The sequence below is a fragment of the Nicoliella spurrieriana genome, assembly GCF_023380205.1.
Taxonomy (GTDB): Bacteria; Bacillota; Bacilli; order Lactobacillales; family Lactobacillaceae; genus Nicoliella; species Nicoliella spurrieriana.
On the sequence record NZ_CP093361.1, the window covers coordinates 378,554 to 397,827 of the forward strand.

The window sequence follows — 19,274 nt, forward strand, 5'->3', positions numbered from 1 at the left end:
TTAAATTTATTTAACTGCTTTAACGTAACTCTTATTAGATGTAAAGTGAGTCCCATTTGCACCCATTGCAATGGTCTTAGTCCCCCGTTGTTTAAACGATTTAACTGCAACCTTTGCGCCCTTCTTAAGGTGCTTAATCCGTTGATTAGCACTGTCATAAATGTAAATTCCATTCTTAGCAGTTACCTGAACCATCTTAACGTTCTTTGAAGAGTGGTAAACTTTTGTATTAATCTTTGGCTTTAACACCTTAATCGTAGTCGTTTTTTGCTTACTGATTGAGTGTTTATTAGCGGTCGTCAAGCTATTAGTCGTACTGTCACTAAATTTAGTGCTGGAACTAGCACTAGCAGCTACACTGGACTTTACGCTAGTTGAACTAGCGCTAGCACTTGAACTTGCGCTACTACTAGTTACTGAACTAGTACTGCTGCCATTCGAGGATGCAGAACTAACGCTACTACTAGCGCTAGAGGTGACATTAGATGAACTAGCAACGCTTGCTGATGAAACGATCGATGAGCCGACCGAATTAGCAGATGAAGCAGCACTACTGGAAACGGATTGCGAACTGCTTGCAGTGGAACCGCTGGCACCACTACCGACCCAAAATGACATTGATTTTCCACCATCTGGAATTACAGATGCATCAACATTTTGATTCAATGCCGTACTATGATAACTATCAGTAAATTGCCATAACCCATAAGTATATGATGGATTGGGTTCCCCCGCTCCGTATGATGCAACCCATAATGTATCATAATCGTCCTTAGCGTCACCAATGGTATTACTCATGAAGTAAAGGCCACTATAAAGCACAATTGGCCTAGTGGTCAAAGTCCGCATCTCATCAGCCCAAGCAGAAGTTGCTGAATTCAATGTGCTCGTACTCATCCCATTGGTTTGTTCAAGATCATTTACGTAGAACCGGGCGTTTGGCACCCGATTATAAAGTGTCTGCGCTTCCCCCTGGGCCTGTGCAACGGAGTTATATAAACTATAACTATAAACCCCGTATGGCACATTATACTTATCTAACAACTTAATGTTATTTTGATAAACTTTATCAGCATAGTTACTACCATACTGAACCCGGATAATTACAAAGCTAGCTTCCTTCTTTAATTGTTGAACTTGAGAATCAGTCATCGTCTTTTGCCATTCTGATAAATCATAGGCTGGATTCATCGAAACAGCAGCTTTAACGGTGGGATTTGGTTTTCCTAATGTCGCAACATTAACAATTCCTAAAGTAACGATTCCAGTGGATAATACCAGTCCCGCTTTCGTTAGTACATGTCTTATTTTCTTCATATTTAGGATCCCTTTTCACTTAATTACTTTGCGTCAATTGCAGCCTGCAATGCAGCTTCCGGAGTACTTCCGGAAACCTTATGCACAGTAGCTCCTTCTTGCCACTTAACGGTCGTTTCATTTGAATCAATGTCAGCACTTACGTGTCCATAACCGTCTGGAACTGGGAGGGTATGGGTTTGCAAGTAAGCAACCATTTGCTTAGCAGCTGGGGTGGCAGTATCACTAACGTTAACCTCAGTCCCCCGAACCGTTAATGACCAACGGCCCATGTTAAAGCTAACAAAGACCTGGCCGGCACCAGCATCTTTCACCCCGGTAATTCCGCTTCCTAAGTTCACGGTTGGTAATCCGGATGTCGATGCTTTAGATTGGTAGCCCACGCTGTTTTTAGCAGCTTCCCTACTAGCGTAAGTTTTCGAGGAAACTGGGTTCCCACTAGTAGCGCTACTAGCACTTTCACTACTACTTGAACTAGCCACACTATCACTTGAACTAGCGGCACTAGAGGAGCTAGCGCTAGAACTGGAACTAGCCTTTGAACTAGTCGTTTTATCACTACTTTTAACAGAAGTAGATTGACTGTTCTTCATCGAAGCATTTTGATTGTCATTATTTTTGCTTCCACAACCAGCTAACAGTAGCCCTAAGATGGCCACTGGAATTAATTTTTGATATGTTTTCATTATTAAACTTTACCTCCTGAACGGTAAACATGATTTGTACATAGTATAACAAATTACCGTCCAAAATAAACATTAGTCATGATTTTTTAACTTATCGTAACCAATTGCAACTACGTAAAAAGCGCTTTCTATCGCTGCTATGAAGAAACTAACTGGCCAATTTGTAATGTAACTGAAATATAAACCGGCCCAGGTTCCAACTAGCGAAAAGAGGAACGTTAAGAAAATCATCCCCCAAACATTATGCACAAAATACTTGGCGGCAGAAGCTGGAATCGTTAATAATGCAAAGATTAATAACGATCCCACAATTTGGGCCGTCACACTAACAGTGGATGCAAGTAATATCAAAAAAATGATTGAAATCACAGTATCATAACCAGCATTAAAGTGCGATCCGGTCCCATCAAATGAATTATACTTCAATCGACGGTAAATCAACAGAATTGCGATAATAATAATGATGCTTAGGATAATTAGGGTCTTTAAGTCATTCACGCCGATTCCAACAATGCTCCCAAATAAAATATTCGTGGCATAACTGGACTGGGTATTAGCTAGTGATAGAAATAATATCCCCAGACCAATGAATAATCCGGAAAAGACACTAATTGAAGACTCACGCCGGCTAACCCGGTTACCAACGGTCCCAATCATTAGTGAACTGAGAATCGTAAAGATTAACATCCCAATTACAGGTGAAGTGCCTAGAAACAATCCAAATGCAGCCCCCGCAAAACCAATTTCCGATAATGTATGGGTAAAGAAAGACGTCTTTCTAGAAACTACAAACACGCCCATGAATCCACATAGGATTGAAATAAAGAAACTGGCAATAAAACCATACCTCATAAACGCATAAGCTAACATTATGCTTGTCCCCCCTTTACTCGGTGCATTTCACCATGGTGATTAGCAATCTCTAAGTCGTAATCACCAAACCGGTTGATTAATTCAGGGTCGTGGGTAATGAACATAACTGCAGCTCCCGTTCGTTTAATAATATCAACGACCACTTGAAGGAGGTACACCCGCGATTGCTTGTCCAAACTAGCGGTCGTTTCATCTAGAATCAATAGTTTAGGATCCGTCACTAGTGCCTGCGCTAGGTAGGCCCGTTGCTTTTGCCCACCGGAAGCACGCCCCAGTGGCTCATTTTCAATTTCAGTTAATTTAGTAATCTTGAGCACGTTTTCGATTCGGTCTTTTTCTGATTTAGTCAACCATGGTAAAAAAGAATTTTGCAAGCTCAAGCTCACAAAATCCTTTATTTTTAACGGATAATCGTCATCTACATTCCGAAATTGTGGAACGTATTGAACTTGATCCGGCCGAACCAAAAAGTGGACTTGTTTAGTTGAATTCCGTTTATGTTTAAGCAATGCCTTTACTAAAGTGGTCTTCCCCACCCCGTTTTCACCGGTAACACAGGTTAATGCACCACCGTAAACATTAAATGAAAGATCATTGATCAAAATCCGGTCTTCAACCGCAACATCAAGATGTTGAACAGTCAGCACTTTTGATTTCAATTGATTTATTTCTCCTTTTGAATCGCCAATAATTGTTTATATTGAGATGCCATCCAGTCTTTATAGTCCATTCCATCAGGCATCGTCTCAGTAACCTTTAGCACTGGGACTTTGTATTGATGGGCCATCTTAACTAGGTTTTGGACAACTTTATCACTGGCTTGGCTATTATCAACGAAGAACGCAATCTTCTTATTTTTAATATCATTTTGAATTTCCTTGATATCGGAAGGTGAAGGATCGGTTCCCTTTTCAACTGACTTAGCATAGCCATTGTCAGCAACCTTGTAACCCATTTCTTGTAATGAGTAATCAAAGACGGGTTCACTAACCCCAACGTTCTTATTCTTAGTATTATTAGCCTTAATTTGGTCAACTAACTTCATGTTTGAATCCAAGGACCGAATGTACTTAGCTGCGTTCTTTTTGAACTCGGCTTTGTATTTTGGTTCTTTTTTACCAAACTGAGCTGCTAATTCATTGGCTAACTTAGGCATCGTCTTGCTATTGTACCAGATATGTGGATTGTCACCGGTTTGCTTACCCATCAAGCTACCAACATTAATGGATTTTAAATTATCTGATCCATTGCTGGTCAACTTCTTCATCCATGAATCATAACCCAATCCATTATAAATGACAAAGTCAGCACCTGATACTTGCTTTGCAGTTTGCGCAGTTGGTTGAAAATCATGTGGATCAATCGTCGACTTATTAATAATCGATGTAACCGTCCCGTGGTCTCCTAAGACCGCCCGTGCTGCATCACCATAAAAATCAACAGAACTCACCACGTGAATTCCCTTACTACTTTCGCCCTTTTTAGAGCTACTGCAACCAACTAACACGAATACCATACTTAGGACTAATAGTAGCCCCATTACTGATTGTTTCACAAATCTAAACATTATAAAATGTCCACTCCTTCAATTTGTATTACCCCCAAAAGCAATAAAAATTGATTTAAAATCTGATTTGCTAGATAATCTTAGCATAGGTTAAAATTATCTAATATAACCAATCATCATTATTCTACTTGAAAAATGCAAGGGTGGCAAAGATTATGAATAAAAAAATCAATTCTTTTTTATCCGCTTCCCCCGGAGTTTGGATGGTTCGCTTGATTATTACTGCTTGTATCGTTGGAATTATCGTAATTGAACTGGGCCTTTATTTTGCACGTCCACTAGTGACTGCTCATTCAGTTAATTTAAGGTCGAGTCCACAATTATCTGCCAAGTTAGTCAGTCGAATCAATACCGGGACCCGTTTAAAAGTCATTAAGAAAAATGAATCCACTGAATGGTGGTACGTGAAAGCTAATGGTCATACCGGATGGATTGCATCATGGTTAATCGACCAACCAAAATATAATGCTAAAACAGCTGATAAGATTTCAGAAGCAACGATCGTATTGGATCCTGGCCATGGTGGTCAAGATACCGGGACCCTTTCCCACTTCGGTAGTGGCGCTAATAATGAAGAAAAAACATATACCCTACCGCTAGCTTTGCGGGTGCGTGATTTACTCAAACCGACTTTTGCACGGGTGATCATGAGCAGAACCAGTGACAAAACCGTTGGTTTACAAGATCGGGCTAATTTATCAAATCATACCAAAGCAAATCTATTCATGAGCTTCCATTATAATTCTTCCAATGTTGCTAACGATGCCACTGGTTTCGAAGTTTTTAAGTACCATCGCAATGCTGATATTTTTGCAGAAATTCTAAATAATAATTTTGCAAACCTACCATTAACTAACCGGGGCGTAAGCTTTGGTAACTACCTGGTATTAAGAAATAACACCCAACCAGCAGTGTTGATTGAAATGGGCTTTATGGATAATACCCGGGATTTACAGTATATTCGCAATGCCAGTTATCGAAACCAGGTGGCGCAGGATGTTGTTAAATCAATGAATCAATACTTTGATGCGGAGTGATAATATGTTAAGTCTATGTACATTTAAATTAAATGATTCTGAAATTAAACTAGTAATGCCAGAAGCGCGGTTCGCGGAACCGCTTTACACCGTTATCGATCAAGATCGTGAATCACTAGCGCGTTATTTACCATGGGCCGATGCAATGAATAGCGTCCAAGATGAACTTAATTTTATTGAATTTGCCCGTCACCAATTCGCCGATCGGAAATTATTTTTATTTGTGATTACTGATAATCGCCAACCAGTTGGAATGATTGATCTACACAACGTTAATTTTGATAGTCATTCCGCTGAGGTGGGATATTGGTTAGCTAGTTCATCACAGGGCAAGGGCATTATGACCAACGCGCTAAAACAAATGATCATTAATATCCAACCCGAATTACAACTCCATAAAATCACGGTAGTTGCAGATGTGGATAATATTGCAAGCCGTTCAATTCCGCAACGCCTTGGTTTTACACACGAAGCGGTCCTTAAAGATCACATCTTTTCTAATGGTCAATATCATGATGCGGACACTTTTATCAGACTTTTTGATTAAAAAATTGGAATTAATTTACTAATGGCTTCCAAATAATATATAATTAAGGGGTGACTAGATTAAATTTTATATAAGGAAGGGTTTATAATGGCAATTTTAGTTGGACTATTGCCAGCGCTTTTGTGGGGAATTGGACCAATCATCGCCACTAAGGCTGGTGGTCGACCAGTTGATCAGCTAATGGGGACCGTTTATGGTCAAATTATCGTTGGTTTAGTGCTTTATATTATCTTTAGACCCACATTAACGCTAAGTGGTTTCATTTGGTGTTTTGCTGGGGGAGCACTTTGGTCAATTGCACAATTGATGCAATTCGATGCATTTACGAAAATGAACGTTTCCACTGCGATGCCTATTTCGACCGGACTGCAATTAGTTGAAATTCCACTAATTGGAGTGATCGTTTGGGGAGAATGGGGTTCCGTTTCATCTAAATTAATTGGATTCATTAGTATCTTAGTATTAATTATTGGAATTACATTTACTAGTATTCAAGATAGTAGTGTTGAACGCCCTAAGATGAACTACAAGAGCGGATTAATGCTCTTGATCGTAGGTTCACTGGGTTACACCGCTTGTTCTGTATTTCCACGGGTGCCCAATGCATCTGGGTTATCCAGTTTATTCCCACAAACCCTTGGAATGTTCTTTGGGGGAGTCGTTATCGGTTTGATCTTACAAAGACGTGATCATCAACCACTGTTCTTCACCAAACCTGCGTTGAAGAGTATTTCAATTGGGATTACCGGTGGTTTCGGGGTCCTTGCATACTTATCATCATTGAAGCTAAATGGAGTTGCCACTGCATTTCCACTTACTCAATTAAACGTTATCATTTCCACATTGGGTGGAATCATCGTCCTAAAAGAAAAAAAGAACCAAAGAGAACTAATTCTTACGATTATTGGATTAATCTTGGTAATCGGAAGTGCGTTCATGATTAGTAGGTTAGATTAATCAATCAGCTTAAACTACAAAAACGATATGTCAAATGACATATCGTTTTTTATTTGTAAATAATTTTTGCAATTTCCATTAAAATATCACAAAAAAATGATTGCTAGACGTAACCGTCGCGCAATCATTTTAAAGTTTAACTATTTAACAATATCTTCATGAAATTTCCTAAGTGCTGGAATCGATAGCATCGTAACAAAACTAATTAGGTAGAGCACCGATAGGCTCGCCATAACTACCGTCAGTGAATAATGCTCCATCATAATCCCAATTACCATTGGTGAAAAGCCCCCGATGGCCCGACCAACACTCATGATCATGTTATTAGCAGTTGCTCTAATTTGGGTGGGGTAAAGCCGGCTAATAATGGCTCCGTAACCACCATACATTCCATTTGAGAAGAAGCCAACCACAGTACTTGCTAGCAGCAACGTCCAGGCATTAAATGCGAAAATAATCGCATAAACTGAAATTGCAGCAACCAGTAGAAAAATGCCAAATGCCCGCCGGGGACCAAAGAAGTCCATAATCGTCCCGAACGTAAGCATCCCAAGACTTATTCCGATAATCGTGACGATCATCCAAGTCGATGAACCGGAAACGCTCAAGCCGAGTTGTTTTTGCATGATCGAAGGTAACCAGTTCATCAATCCGAAGTATCCAGAGATTTGAACGATTACCATTACGATTAACGCAAGCGTTTGATATGCCAACCGTGGGGTGGCAAATAATGCTTTAATTGAAACCTTCGGTTGGTCATCAGTGGCCTGCATTTCCGATTCAAATTCAGGGCTTTCCTTCAAGTTCTTCCGAACAAAGTAGGCAAACACAATTGGCACCAATCCGACTAGGAACAAGGCGTGCCACCCCAAGTTAGGCAATACCCATGCAGCAACTAACGCTGCAATGATGGCACCAATTTGGCCCCCGATTGCAGCAATCGAAGTCCACTTAGCAATCTTACCGTGTCTAAAGTTTTCAGCAATTAATGTCACTCCAGCACCATATTCACCACCAGCACCAATTCCAGCAATAAACCGGAATAAGAACACCAAGTAAATATTATTAGCAAAATACATTGCTGCAGTCGCAATTGCAAAAATCAAAATGGTATGGGAAAAAATCTTGACGCGTCCATATTTATCCGCCAGAATTCCGAAAAGAATCCCGCCCAATAACATGCCCAAATTAGTAACTGACGATATAAATCCAGCGGCACCGGCACTGATATGCAAGTCAGCGATAATCGATGTCAAAGCAAAGGACAGGAACATAACATCCATGTTCTCTAATCCAAACCCAGCCGTACTGGACGCAAGCGTCAATTTCTGATTCGTCGTTAATGAACGAGATTCATCTTTAAGTATTTCCATATTCAATTAATCCTCCAAATGAGTGCTCGCTGGCACTCTTTATTTCTCGGCTTTCTGCGAGATATTAAATTCTTATCTATCATTACACAGAAATTTTCAAATTGCAATCTTAAATTATAAATTAAAATGATGGTACCAATTAAAGATCGGTTCAACCGTCGCTTGTGGTAAGTATCTGCAGGTCATATTAGTTGCAGAAAACCCGCTTCGCACCGCTAACTGCAAATGGGCTCTTTTACTATGCGTCATAAAAAGTGATTGATTGACGGTCATACTTTGGATTTGGTGCCAGTTAACAATATCGACCGTTCTGGTAAACATTTTAGTGGTGCGTAATGCAAGCTGACTAGCGTTAATTTGCCTTACCGCCGTTTGCTTGCCACGGTAAATCCCCATGCAGATATTAATCGCCGCAATGACTATCAAAATAGCATATAGCCACCATGGCCTAAAGAACGTGCTGATTGCAGCTCCTAAAATAACGGTCCACAACAAATTATTACGACTAAATAACCACTTACTGCGATTATCACCAGCTGTAAATTGAATTGGTTCAACGGGGACCATCCCGATAAAGCGGTTGATCATCTTATATGCCAGCTGTTCATTAATGACCGGCATTACCGTTACCACTTCCTTATCATCATCACTACTTACCCCAGTAATTAGGTGAATGCGAATTGTCACTAGGTGAAATAGTTGCCGCAATGCATTTTGTTTGAACTCTACTGCTTGAATTTTATTAATCGGAACGTTAATTCGTTTTGTCTGGAATAACCCCTTTTCAATTACTAAGTGCTCCCCTTGCTTCGTCAACGTAAACCCATAGTAACGAACCAGTGTCTCCACCATGCTAGCCACCGCTAATAAAATTACCGCAGAAATAATGGACGAAACGATTAAATAAATGCTATTGGCCAAGTTGGCAAAGATACTAAAAAAGCTATCAAAATTAACGTGTAGTCGGTCTAAAAATGAAATGATAACCAGAACTTCAGCCATTACCCGTAGATTCGTTAACCCAAAGATAAACATATCAGTGCCTTTAATCCGATATTGATCATTATTTGAAGCTTTTGATTCGTTTTCAATGGCTGGGCTTTGCTTCATCGCAGTTTTTGGTTGCCCTGAATTTGTTGCTGCTTCGTGGTGTTGCTCTAAAATCGGTGCAATTTTGGTGCTGACCGCATGTAAGCTAATTTCACTGTCATCGTGGGAGGTTCCAGCATTGTTAATGACTAATTCTTCAATCCCAAACGGGCGTAAATAGAACCACTGCCGGTTTTGAATCGTTTGAATTCGTTCATATGGAATATGATGCTCTTTTCTAAAGATTACCCCTTCTTTGATGACTAATTCATTTGGCAAAATTGAGTAAGTAAACATTGCATAGCGTAAAATGTCCAAAACGATAAATAACCCTAATAAAAAGATGCCAATCTCAATTAATAACTCCAGCTTTAAAAAAGCCACCGCTAGCAACAGGTAAAATAAAAATTTGAATGATTCGAAAAACATTGAAACTAGTGCTAATGGATGTTGGTGTTTATTGCGCATTTTTGGCCTCCAACGCTAGTTGCATCACGCGATTCTTCAATTCCGTAGCATGCTCCTTCGTTAATGCATCAATCGAATGATTTGAACCACCAGTTGCAATCTTAACCTCATAGAGATGCTGAGTAATCAAAAATGGGCCCTGGTTTAAGTCCACATTTTGCACCCGGGCAATCGGAATTGAGATATGCTTCCTAAAAAAGAACCCCTTTTGAATTTCAACGTCGGTTTCATTTACCGCGAAATGATAGAAGCGATAGCGGTACGGAATCAACGCAATTTCAGAAAAAGTTACAATTAAGCCGATGATCAAGACGATCAACAGCCCCCAAATTGGTAACCAGCTCCAAAAGATTTGGGCAATTCGATACCCGATTAGGATCGCTATCCAAAATAATGCACCGCCAAGCGCACTAAATAACCAGACGGTTTTTACGCGTTTGGGTAACCTTTGCATGGTTTAAATCCTCCTAAAAATTAGCATCAGCGCTACGGTTAAAGTATTTTACATAATAATTATTGTTAGCAAGTGTAATCTTAGTCACGGTCGTATTATCAGGTTCTTGAATCACCATCACGTCGGGTGGATTCCCCATTGCAGCCAACACTGCCGCTTTAATGGTAAAGCCGTGGGTTACCACAATGATTTTTTGAGCTGGTGATTGACCAGCAACATCCTGCATAAATTCAGCAACCCGTTCAATTACAGCATCGAACGTTTCACCATGTGCTAACACTGAATAGGAAGGTAATACGTCGTTCAACACTGGATCAAATACCTCGGGGTGAGCCCTTTGTAAATCCGCATTTTGCTTGCCGTCCCAATTGCCATATGAAATTTCTAGAATCCGTTTATCTAAACTAATGGGTAACTGAGCAGTTTGGTTTAAGTAAGCAGCGGTATCTTGGGTCCGTTTCAACGGACTCGCAATGATACGATCAGCAAATGAAATATCAAAATGATCGTGAAGCGTTTGGGCCTGTTGTTTCCCCTTCTCTGAAAGATAGGTAATCGGGGTATTAATACACCCCTGCTTTAAGCCAGCGGCATTGGCAGCCGTTTGGCCATGACGAACAAAGTAAAAATCAGTCATAGGAATTCCTCCAGTAATATTTTTATTAATTATCTCACATTCTTTCCAACAAAACATTCTAATTTTTAATTGCATTTTCAAAAGAGCTGTGTTAAATTAAAATTATAAAGAAGGGGAGGATTTCTAATGAAAATTATAATTTATAATTTGAATAAATTTAATATCGTTAGCTCAAAGAGTTCCTCTCGGTCTACAGTGACATTTATGTAGGCCTATTTAAAATGACAATTTAGTCTGGTCTTGCATAGATGTCTTAACATCGCTGCGAGGCCGGGAATTATACCCTGAAAAGCCCTCGCAGTGCACTACTGCGGGGGCTTTTTGTTTCTACCTTTTTTATAAAAAATCCACATAAGGGGATCATCATTATGACAGTTTATAATTTTTCAGCTGGTCCAGCGGTTTTACCAAAGCCAGTCATGGAACAAATTCAAAAAGAACTTCCATCGCTTCAAGGGAGTGGAATGAGTATCTTAGAAATCTCACACCGAACAAAACGGTTCGAAGATATCCTGGATACCACGAAGCAGGATCTAAAGGAGCTTCTACAGATTCCAGATAACTACGAAGTCCTCTTCTGCCAAGGGGGCGGTACTGGTCAATTTGCTGCCGTTCCACTTAACCTAGCTAATCATCATCGTAAAATTGCGCTATTGGATAGTGGTCACTGGGCATCGGGCGCTGCTGATGAGGCTAATCGTTTAGGATACACTGTTGATATCGTTGGCAACACCAAAGCCAATAAGTACCAATCACTCCCATATCCTGATCAAAAACTGTCTGGTGATCAATATGATTACCTATACGCTACCCTTAATAACACGATTGAAGGGACTACGTATCATCGTGATATTCTACCGGAGCATAATGACATTACCCTGGTGGGTGATATGTCATCTAATTTTATGGCTGAACGTTACAACGTCAATGACTTCGGATTAATCTTTGCTGGAGCCCAAAAGAATCTTGCTCCAGCTGGCTTAACAATCGTCATCGTTAGGAAGGACCTAATCCATCCTGCAGCCCATACTCCCAAAATGTTAAATTACGAACCATACGTTAAAAAAGATTCGATGTTCAACACCCCACCAGTATTTCCAATCTACGTTGCCGGTCTAGTTACCAAGTGGCTTAAGGACCTCGGTGGGGTTGATGAAATGGAAAAAATAAACCGCAAGAAGGCAGCGGTCCTATACGACTACCTCGATGAATCTAAAATGTTTAAAAATCACGTTGCCAAGGCAGAACGTTCGTTAACTAACATCACGTTTTCCACCGGCAGTGATGATTTAGACGCTCAATTCGTTGAATTTGCTACCCAAAACGGGTTAATGAGCGTCAAGGGGCACCGGAGTGTCGGTGGACTCAGAGCTAGCCTTTACAATGCAATGCCAATCGAAGGTGCCAAAGCATTAGTTGATTGCCTACACCAATTTGAACAAACCCACTAGGAGGAAATTAAAATGTACAATGTAAAAACCTATAACGCGATTTCACCAGCTGGAATCGACCACTTATCAAATCAATACCAAGTAAATAAAACTGACGATGCAGATGCATACTTAATCCGTTCAGTTGATTTACACGAGGCTGACTTTCCAAAGCAACTAAAGGTCATCGCTAGAGCCGGAGCCGGTTTTAACAACATCCCATTGGATCGGGTAACCGAAGCCGGAATTGCTGCCTTCAACACCCCTGGTAGTAACGCCAATGCCGTTAAGGAATTAGTAATTGCGATGTTAGTGGCATCCGCACGCCACATGTTTGCGGTCACTAATTTCTCTGCCCAACACATCCACGCTGACATTTCATTAATGAAAAAAACTGATGATCGTTTCAAGGGCACCGAACTCCTTGGTAAAAAACTAGCGGTAATTGGTTTAGGGCATGTCGGTTCATTAGTTGCCAATGCCGCCCGCGAATTAGGAATGAAAGTCGTTGGTTTTGACCCCTTCTTATCATCAGATGCCGCTTGGCACATTTCGAATCAAATCGAAAGAGCAGATTCAATGAAAGCAGCAATTAAAGATGCCGACTTTGTGACCGTCCACGTCCCAAAGACAGCTGAAACCACCGGTTTAATTGGCGCTGAAGAAATTAAGGCCATGAAGGATGGAGTCCACCTTTTAAACTACTCTCGACTAGGCATCGTTGATAATCAGGCTGCCGTTAACGCATTGGATGCTAAGCACGTGGCTTCATACATCACTGACTTTGGTGAAGACGTCCTCTTTAACCGTGAAGATGTCGTTGTTACGCCCCATATTGGTGGATCAACTGAGGAAGCCGAAGCCAACGGTTCAATTCGTGGTGCTAACATCATCATGAAGTACCTAGAGACGGGTAACGTTAAGGGAGCATTAAATCTACCGGACTTAAACGTACCGTTCAATACCCCCTTCCGCTTAACGTTAATTCACCAAAACATCCCAAACATGGTGGGTCAAATTGCTACTAAGTTAGCTAATAATGATTTAAACATCGAAGGGATGAGCAATGCTGCTAAGGATAAAATTGCCTACACGATTATTGATTTGGATGAAGAACCCACTGAAGATTTAGTGGATGCATTAACCCAAATTAATTCCATTATTCGCGTTCGGGTAATCAAGAATCAAAAATAACCCTTGCTTAATCCGTTAATTGAATGTAGAATACATGTAAATAAAAGCATTTTAAATTAGTCCTGTGAGGCTAGCAATTGACGGTGCATCTTCATCACTACCATTCCGCTTAATGGGGTGGTTTCAAGCCAGCTAGTCCTATCGACTAACTGGCTTTTTTGATAGAAAGGTGAATTTGATGAAACCAATTATTATTGCTCTGGATTTTGAGAATCAAAAAGTCTGTTTTGACTTTCTTAATCGCTTTGCCCATCCTGAGGGATTGTTCGTTAAAGTCGGAATGGAATTATTTTACTCCGCTGAACCTGCAATCATCAGTAAATTACGTCAAATGGGGATCAATGTCTTTTTAGATTTAAAACTTTATGATATTCCACACACGGTAGAACAAGCGATGGAACAACTAGGCCGGCTCGATATTCAAATGACCACCATCCATGCTGCTGGTGGTGCTGAAATGATTCAGGCTGCCAAACGCGGGTTGATCAAGGGTAGTCAAGCAATTGGTGGCTTGCCTGCTAAACTGCTTGCAGTCACTCAGTTAACTTCAACCTCTGAATCACAGATGCAATCAGAACAATTGGTTTCGGCTAGTCTTAAAGAATCGGTCATCCACCTTGCCCGGTTAGCTGTCGATAATGGTGCCGATGGGACCATTTCATCAGCTTTAGAAACGCCATTCATTCACGATGCCGTAGGGAATGACTTTTTATGTATAAATCCGGGCATCAGGTTAAAAAATAATCACGCTGATGATCAAAAAAGAATTACCACGCCTGCTCAAGCTCGTGAGCTGGGCAGCAATGGCATTGTGGTTGGTCGCGCCATCACTAAAGCAGTCGACCCACAAGCAGCATATCAAATCGTTAAACAAGAATGGGAAGGATAATAAATATGGCACTCAAAATTGAAAAACAAATTGCATCGGGACTTCTTAGAATCAACGCGGTCACCCTATCACCTAAGCAGCCATTTACCTGGGCCAGTGGAATTAAGTCCCCCATCTACACTGATAATCGATTAACCATCGGTTATCCAGCCCTAAGGACCCAAATTGCCGATGGACTTGCTAACATGATTAAAGTTGCATATCCAGAAGCGACCGTTATTGGTGGTGTTGCCACCGCGGGAATTCCCCACGCTGCATTAGTTGCGGATCGGCTCAACCTGCCAATGGTCTATGTGCGTTCTAAGCCAAAGGACCATGGTCAAGGCCGCCAGATTGAGGGCCATCTCCCTAATGACGCTAAGGTGGTTTTAATTGACGATTTAATTTCCACCGGCGGAAGCGTATTGGATGCTGCTAAGGCTGTTGATAAGGAAGCAGCTGCCAAGGTAATCGGTGTTGCGGCCATTTTTACCTACGAATTAGCTGATAGCACCAAAAATTTTGGTAACGCCAAGATTCCGTTAACCACCCTTACTAACTACTCTAGCTTAATTACCCAGGCTAAGGATGAGGAATTAATCACTCCAGAAGATCACGAATCCTTGGTTCAATGGCGGGAAAATCCATGGAGTTGGGGTAAATAAAATCTCTTTTACTTGAATTAGTTCCAGTTTTTGAATATGATTAATAATCAAAAACTCAAGGGAGGCTTGATTATGAGTAAGACTAACATGACTAAGTCAGAAGCTAAGAATAAACAACAGGCCTTTAATGCCAATACGAGACATTGTGATTGCGCCTCGCATAAGCAAAGATAGCTTAATTGTTTAACTCAGCCCCGGTTAGAATCCGAATGAGAATCCATTTTCATTCATTACTAGCGGGCTTAATATAAATTTAATATTATCTAAAAAGCATTGAACCGTTGATAAACCAACGATTCAATGCTTTTTTAATTGGCAATGATTATCGATAATCAAAATTAATGCATCCCGGTTATAGACTTTTCAATGCTAGCATGATATATTATGTCGTATACAAATTGATTGTATGCTAATCAATTGTATGCGATTAATTAAATTTAAGGAAAGAAGGAATCTTTATGTTCAGACACACTCGAAAATTGCAATACAACGCTAAGCCGGATCGTCCAGATCCATTAATGGCGCGTCGACTACAAGAAGCGCTTGGTGGTCAATGGGGAGAAACGACTGGAATGATGTCATACCTTTCCCAAGGATGGTCATCAACTGGAGATGAAAAATATAAAGATTTACTTCTCGATACCGGGACTGAAGAAATCGGTCACGTTGAAATGATTTCAACGATGATTGGCTACCTATTAGAAGGGGCCCCAATCCATGCTTCTGAAGCAGAATTAAAGAATGATCCTTCATTAGCTGCAATGATGAGCGGTATGGATCCAGAACACGGACTTGTTCATGGAATGACCGCTAGTCTTAATAATCCAAATGGGGCTGCCTGGAACGCTGGTTACGTTACTTCCAGTGGCAATCTCGTTGCTGACATGCGCTTCAACGTTGTTCGTGAATCAGAAGCCCGCCTTCAAGTTAGTCGGCTTTACTACATGACCAAAGATGAAGGGGTTCGTGATATGCTCAAGTTCTTATTAGCTCGTGAAACGCAACACCAATTGCAATTCATGGAAGCCCAAAAGGAACTGGAAGATAAGTATGGCGTCATCGTTCCTGGTGACATGGGTGACATCGAACATTCCCAATTTGCCCACACGATTATGAACTTCTCCGATGGCGAAGGTTCACGTGAATTTGAAGGTAAGGTCGCAAAGGATGGCCACAAGTTTGAATACCAAGAAAACCCAGAAGCAATGGGTGGGGTTCCAAAGACTAAGCCAGCTGATCCACGCTTCAAAAATAACCAAGGTTAATCATTTAAAATCATCATAAATAATTAAAAATGGTTCTGGAATTAATTCCAGAACCATTTTTAATTATAAAATCGGGGCAAACAAACGGCTAAACTGTTGCTTAAACCTAGTCCACAATGGCTGTTGACTAAATAATTCTGGCGTCATTAACTTACTTTTAGCCATATCCTGCCTATAAATGGATTCCAATTGCTCACAAATCTTTTCATCGTACATAAAAGCATTTACTTCAAAATTTAATTTGAAACTTCGGTAATCTAAATTAGCCGATCCCACTGAACCAACTTGACCATCAATTACCATCGTCTTGGCATGAATAAATCCGTCCTGATAAAAATAAATCTTCACCCCATCCTCAGCTAGTTGATGAGCATAATACTGAGTAGCCCGATAGACAAATGGGTGATCAGGTTTACATGGCACCATGATTCTTACATCTACACCGGACATTGCAGCAATTCTAAGCGCGTCAATCATACTGTCATCTGGAATTAAATATGGCGATTGAATCCAACAGGTTCGTTCAGCCATTTGAATTAGCTTGATGTACCCCACCTTAATTTGTTCCATATCGGAATCAGGACCACTGGTTACGATTTGCATATCAGTCGTCCCAGGGACCTCAGTAACTGGGAAGTGCTCCGGACTATCATCATCCATTTGGTGTTTATCATCAGTTGCGTTCCAATCCAGAATAAACTGTGACTGTAAACCAAATACTCCGGCACCCATCACGCGAATATGTGTATCACGCCAATTCCCAAACTTCTTCTTACGGCCTAGGTATTGATCTCCGATGTTAAAACCACCAACGTAACCGACCTTCCCATCAATTACCACAATTTTACGGTGATCCCTAAAGTTAATCCGAAAATCCAGGATTGCAGAATGGGTATGTAAGAATGGTTCCGCATTGCCTCCTGCTTCTACCAACGGCTTAAAGAACTTTGCATTCGTTCCCATCGAACCCCAGCTATCATAAATCACCCGAACGGAAACGCCCTGTTTAGCCTTTTCCACTAACTGATCAAGAACCTGAGTCCCGATTTGGTCAGAATAAAACGTGTAAAATTCAATGTTAATACTCTGTTTGGCAGCTTTAATATCAGTAAACATTTGATCAAATAGCTGGTTTCCATCTGTAAAAATCTGAACGTCGTTTCTACGGGTCAAAAATGCATTATCCATATTATCGAACAGCCGAATCAAACCACGCGATTTATACGCAACCTTATCAGCAGGGATCACCTGAGCATTTTTAAACATCCCCAGTTGCATATCTAATACCTTTCGCATGTTGGCAACGTTTTGTTCTTGAAATCTGAATAATCGTTTCTTAGGTAACTTCCGCCCCAAAAATGCATAGGCAATGAATCCCACCACCGGCAAGAACGACAAAACTAATAACCATGCCCAAGTAGCAGCAATATCCCGTTTTTGTCTAAAAACGGTCAATAACGCAAAGAATGTATTGATCCAGATAATTACATCAATAATTTCCGTTATCATCTTTTATTAATCACCATCCTATAATTTCCATAAGTATCATTAATTATACACTCATAGGGGTAAATAATAAGGGTAATTCAAGACAAAAAATTAATAAACGCACCGCTATCATCATTTCTTGGCATCACTAGCATCCCAAAGTCGCTTTAAACTAGCCATCCGGCCAAATTGATCAGCCTGTTCCAACGGGGTCACAATTAAGTTGCTATCAGAATCAGCAAGCTTTGCAAAGGCATTGATCGATTGATTTTCAAAATACTTTTCATCTGCATTGGCCAGCCCAGATTGTAACGTATCGATCCGGTACTTTTCAGCATCGGCTCTGATTTTAGTCGCCTTGGCATTTGCATTTGCCGTGGCAATTAACGCTTCATTTTGAGCCTTCGTCCGCAATTGAATCGATTGGGCATCCCCTTCTGCCTTAGAAATTTCGGCTCTTCGTTCCCGATCGGCAGTCAATTGTTTGTCCATCGCCTCTTGAATTGACGTTGACGGCGTTAATTCATCAATATTGATCCTATCAACATTAATTCCATAGGTATTCGTCAAATCACCAATGGCTTCAGCTAGATCCTGATTGATTTTTGCAGTTGAGCCAAGGACCTCATTTAAATCCATTCGGCCAACAATATCACGTAGGTGCCCACGCACTAATTGTGACATTGATTCCACTGAGTCGGTATTTTCATACTGATATTTAACGGAGTTCGTAACGTGATAGTTCAAGGTCACACTTGCTGATACTTCGGCATTATCCTTCGTAATGATTGAATATTTGCTAAGTGATAATGGCTTCATTGCAAGGCTGACCGTCACCACCTTTTGAAAAATTGGGATGTACAAATTTAAGCCTGATTGAACCGTCCGGCTGTACTTTCCCAAAGTTTCGATTAATCCTTCACAATTTTGTTTAACAATTTTGATTCCTAATGGCATTATAAGCGCCCTCCTTAATTATTTTTGGCGTAACAATAATACATTACCGTTCGTTCCCACCACTTCGTATGTTGCAGCGTTAGTTGGTTGTGATTCGTTCAATAGATCATAACGATAGTAGATTCCTTGCATTAGTACTAACCGACTTTTGGCACTAATCTGATCACCACTCACTGTTCGACCCACAAATTGTCGTTGTTCCAAGGTGCCACTTTTTACGGTGTTCCTCAATACGTTTTGAATGTATTCATCCACCGTCCGATGCTCAACTGCTGCTGCTTGCTTGATTTGATTAGCTAGTTGCGCATCTAAATCAATTGTAAATTTGATGTTTCCCACCTCTTTTTTTAATGTTTCACGTGTAACATTATCGCATTAATCGTTATTATTACAACCCAATAT

The 19,274-nt window shown here is 40.6% G+C and carries 20 protein-coding genes; 8 read left to right on the top strand and 12 right to left on the bottom strand.

Translation table 11 applies throughout. The features are described 5' to 3' along the window. Positions 1-6: 6 nt before the first annotated feature. The 5 genes from MOO44_RS03350 to MOO44_RS03370 form a co-directional block, all read right to left on the bottom strand. Positions 7-1,317 carry a GH25 family lysozyme gene (locus tag MOO44_RS03350; protein ID WP_260117007.1) on the bottom strand — a complete coding sequence of 437 codons (1,311 nt, stop codon included), beginning with the start codon at positions 1,315-1,317 and terminating at the stop codon, positions 7-9. A gap of 23 nt (positions 1,318-1,340) precedes the next feature. Continuing rightward, positions 1,341-2,003 (bottom strand): hypothetical protein, encoded by a 663-nt coding sequence (locus MOO44_RS03355; protein WP_260117008.1) that lies wholly within the window; start codon positions 2,001-2,003, stop codon positions 1,341-1,343. Between the two features lie 72 nt (positions 2,004-2,075). Beyond that, positions 2,076-2,873, bottom strand: coding sequence for a metal ABC transporter permease (locus MOO44_RS03360; RefSeq protein WP_260117009.1), 798 nt, complete (start codon positions 2,871-2,873; stop codon positions 2,076-2,078). Beyond that, positions 2,873-3,535: an ATP-binding cassette domain-containing protein gene (locus MOO44_RS03365; protein ID WP_260117010.1), complete on the bottom strand. Its 663-nt coding sequence runs from the start codon at positions 3,533-3,535 to the stop codon at positions 2,873-2,875. Before MOO44_RS03365 ends, MOO44_RS03360 begins: the two co-directional genes overlap by 1 nt. 5 nt (positions 3,536-3,540) lie before the next feature. Continuing rightward, on the bottom strand, positions 3,541-4,443 hold the full coding sequence (locus tag MOO44_RS03370) for a metal ABC transporter solute-binding protein, Zn/Mn family (RefSeq protein ID WP_260117011.1): 903 nt from the start codon (positions 4,441-4,443) through the stop codon (positions 3,541-3,543). A gap of 155 nt (positions 4,444-4,598) precedes the next feature. Here MOO44_RS03370 and MOO44_RS03375 point away from each other — a divergent pair, with 155 nt between their 5' ends. From MOO44_RS03375 to MOO44_RS03385, 3 genes are all read left to right on the top strand, one after another. Next, positions 4,599-5,480 (top strand): N-acetylmuramoyl-L-alanine amidase, encoded by an 882-nt coding sequence (locus MOO44_RS03375; RefSeq protein ID WP_260117012.1) that lies wholly within the window; start codon positions 4,599-4,601, stop codon positions 5,478-5,480. A 4-nt stretch (positions 5,481-5,484) separates the two neighbouring features. Continuing rightward, the gene (locus MOO44_RS03380) at positions 5,485-6,027 is read left to right on the top strand and encodes a GNAT family N-acetyltransferase (protein WP_260117013.1); all 543 of its coding nucleotides are present in this window, start codon (positions 5,485-5,487) and stop codon (positions 6,025-6,027) included. An 87-nt stretch (positions 6,028-6,114) separates the two neighbouring features. Next, complete coding sequence (locus MOO44_RS03385) at positions 6,115-6,984, top strand: GRP family sugar transporter (RefSeq protein WP_260117014.1); 870 nt, start codon at positions 6,115-6,117, stop codon at positions 6,982-6,984. Positions 6,985-7,124: 140 nt separating this feature from the next. Here MOO44_RS03385 and MOO44_RS03390 read toward each other — a convergent pair whose 3' ends face one another. From MOO44_RS03390 to MOO44_RS03405, 4 genes are all read right to left on the bottom strand, one after another. After that, positions 7,125-8,357: an MFS transporter gene (locus tag MOO44_RS03390; protein ID WP_260117015.1), complete on the bottom strand. Its 1,233-nt coding sequence runs from the start codon at positions 8,355-8,357 to the stop codon at positions 7,125-7,127. A 114-nt stretch (positions 8,358-8,471) separates the two neighbouring features. After that, entirely contained in the window at positions 8,472-9,914 is a 1,443-nt protein-coding gene (locus MOO44_RS03395; protein WP_260117016.1) for a PH domain-containing protein, read from the bottom strand. Then, the gene (locus tag MOO44_RS03400; protein WP_260117017.1) at positions 9,904-10,368 is read right to left on the bottom strand and encodes a PH domain-containing protein; all 465 of its coding nucleotides are present in this window, start codon (positions 10,366-10,368) and stop codon (positions 9,904-9,906) included. Before MOO44_RS03400 ends, MOO44_RS03395 begins: the two co-directional genes overlap by 11 nt. 13 nt (positions 10,369-10,381) lie before the next feature. Then, positions 10,382-11,005, bottom strand: a complete 624-nt coding sequence (locus tag MOO44_RS03405; RefSeq protein ID WP_260117018.1) for a histidine phosphatase family protein — start codon at positions 11,003-11,005, stop codon at positions 10,382-10,384. Between the two features lie 368 nt (positions 11,006-11,373). Here MOO44_RS03405 and serC point away from each other — a divergent pair, with 368 nt between their 5' ends. From serC to MOO44_RS03430, 5 genes are all read left to right on the top strand, one after another. Next, positions 11,374-12,456, top strand: a complete 1,083-nt coding sequence (serC, locus tag MOO44_RS03410) for a 3-phosphoserine/phosphohydroxythreonine transaminase (protein ID WP_260117019.1) — start codon at positions 11,374-11,376, stop codon at positions 12,454-12,456. Positions 12,457-12,468: 12 nt separating this feature from the next. After that, positions 12,469-13,629: a phosphoglycerate dehydrogenase gene (locus tag MOO44_RS03415; RefSeq protein ID WP_260117020.1), complete on the top strand. Its 1,161-nt coding sequence runs from the start codon at positions 12,469-12,471 to the stop codon at positions 13,627-13,629. Positions 13,630-13,807: 178 nt separating this feature from the next. Further along, positions 13,808-14,518, top strand: coding sequence for an orotidine-5'-phosphate decarboxylase (pyrF, locus tag MOO44_RS03420; protein ID WP_260117021.1), 711 nt, complete (start codon positions 13,808-13,810; stop codon positions 14,516-14,518). Positions 14,519-14,523: 5 nt separating this feature from the next. Next, entirely contained in the window at positions 14,524-15,162 is a 639-nt protein-coding gene (gene pyrE / locus MOO44_RS03425; protein ID WP_260117022.1) for an orotate phosphoribosyltransferase, read from the top strand. A 458-nt stretch (positions 15,163-15,620) separates the two neighbouring features. After that, entirely contained in the window at positions 15,621-16,427 is an 807-nt protein-coding gene (locus tag MOO44_RS03430; protein ID WP_260117023.1) for a manganese catalase, read from the top strand. A gap of 63 nt (positions 16,428-16,490) precedes the next feature. Here the strand turns inward: MOO44_RS03430 and cls are convergent, their stop codons facing one another. The 3 genes from cls to MOO44_RS03445 form a co-directional block, all read right to left on the bottom strand. Further along, positions 16,491-17,936, bottom strand: coding sequence for a cardiolipin synthase (gene cls, locus MOO44_RS03435; protein WP_260117024.1), 1,446 nt, complete (start codon positions 17,934-17,936; stop codon positions 16,491-16,493). A 111-nt stretch (positions 17,937-18,047) separates the two neighbouring features. Further along, a complete protein-coding gene (locus tag MOO44_RS03440) occupies positions 18,048-18,872 on the bottom strand; it encodes an SPFH domain-containing protein (RefSeq protein WP_260117025.1) in 825 nt (274 codons plus the stop codon). Positions 18,873-18,890: 18 nt separating this feature from the next. Then, positions 18,891-19,211 (bottom strand): toxin-antitoxin system HicB family antitoxin, encoded by a 321-nt coding sequence (locus MOO44_RS03445; RefSeq protein WP_260117026.1) that lies wholly within the window; start codon positions 19,209-19,211, stop codon positions 18,891-18,893. Between the last annotated feature and the right edge of the window lie 63 nt (positions 19,212-19,274).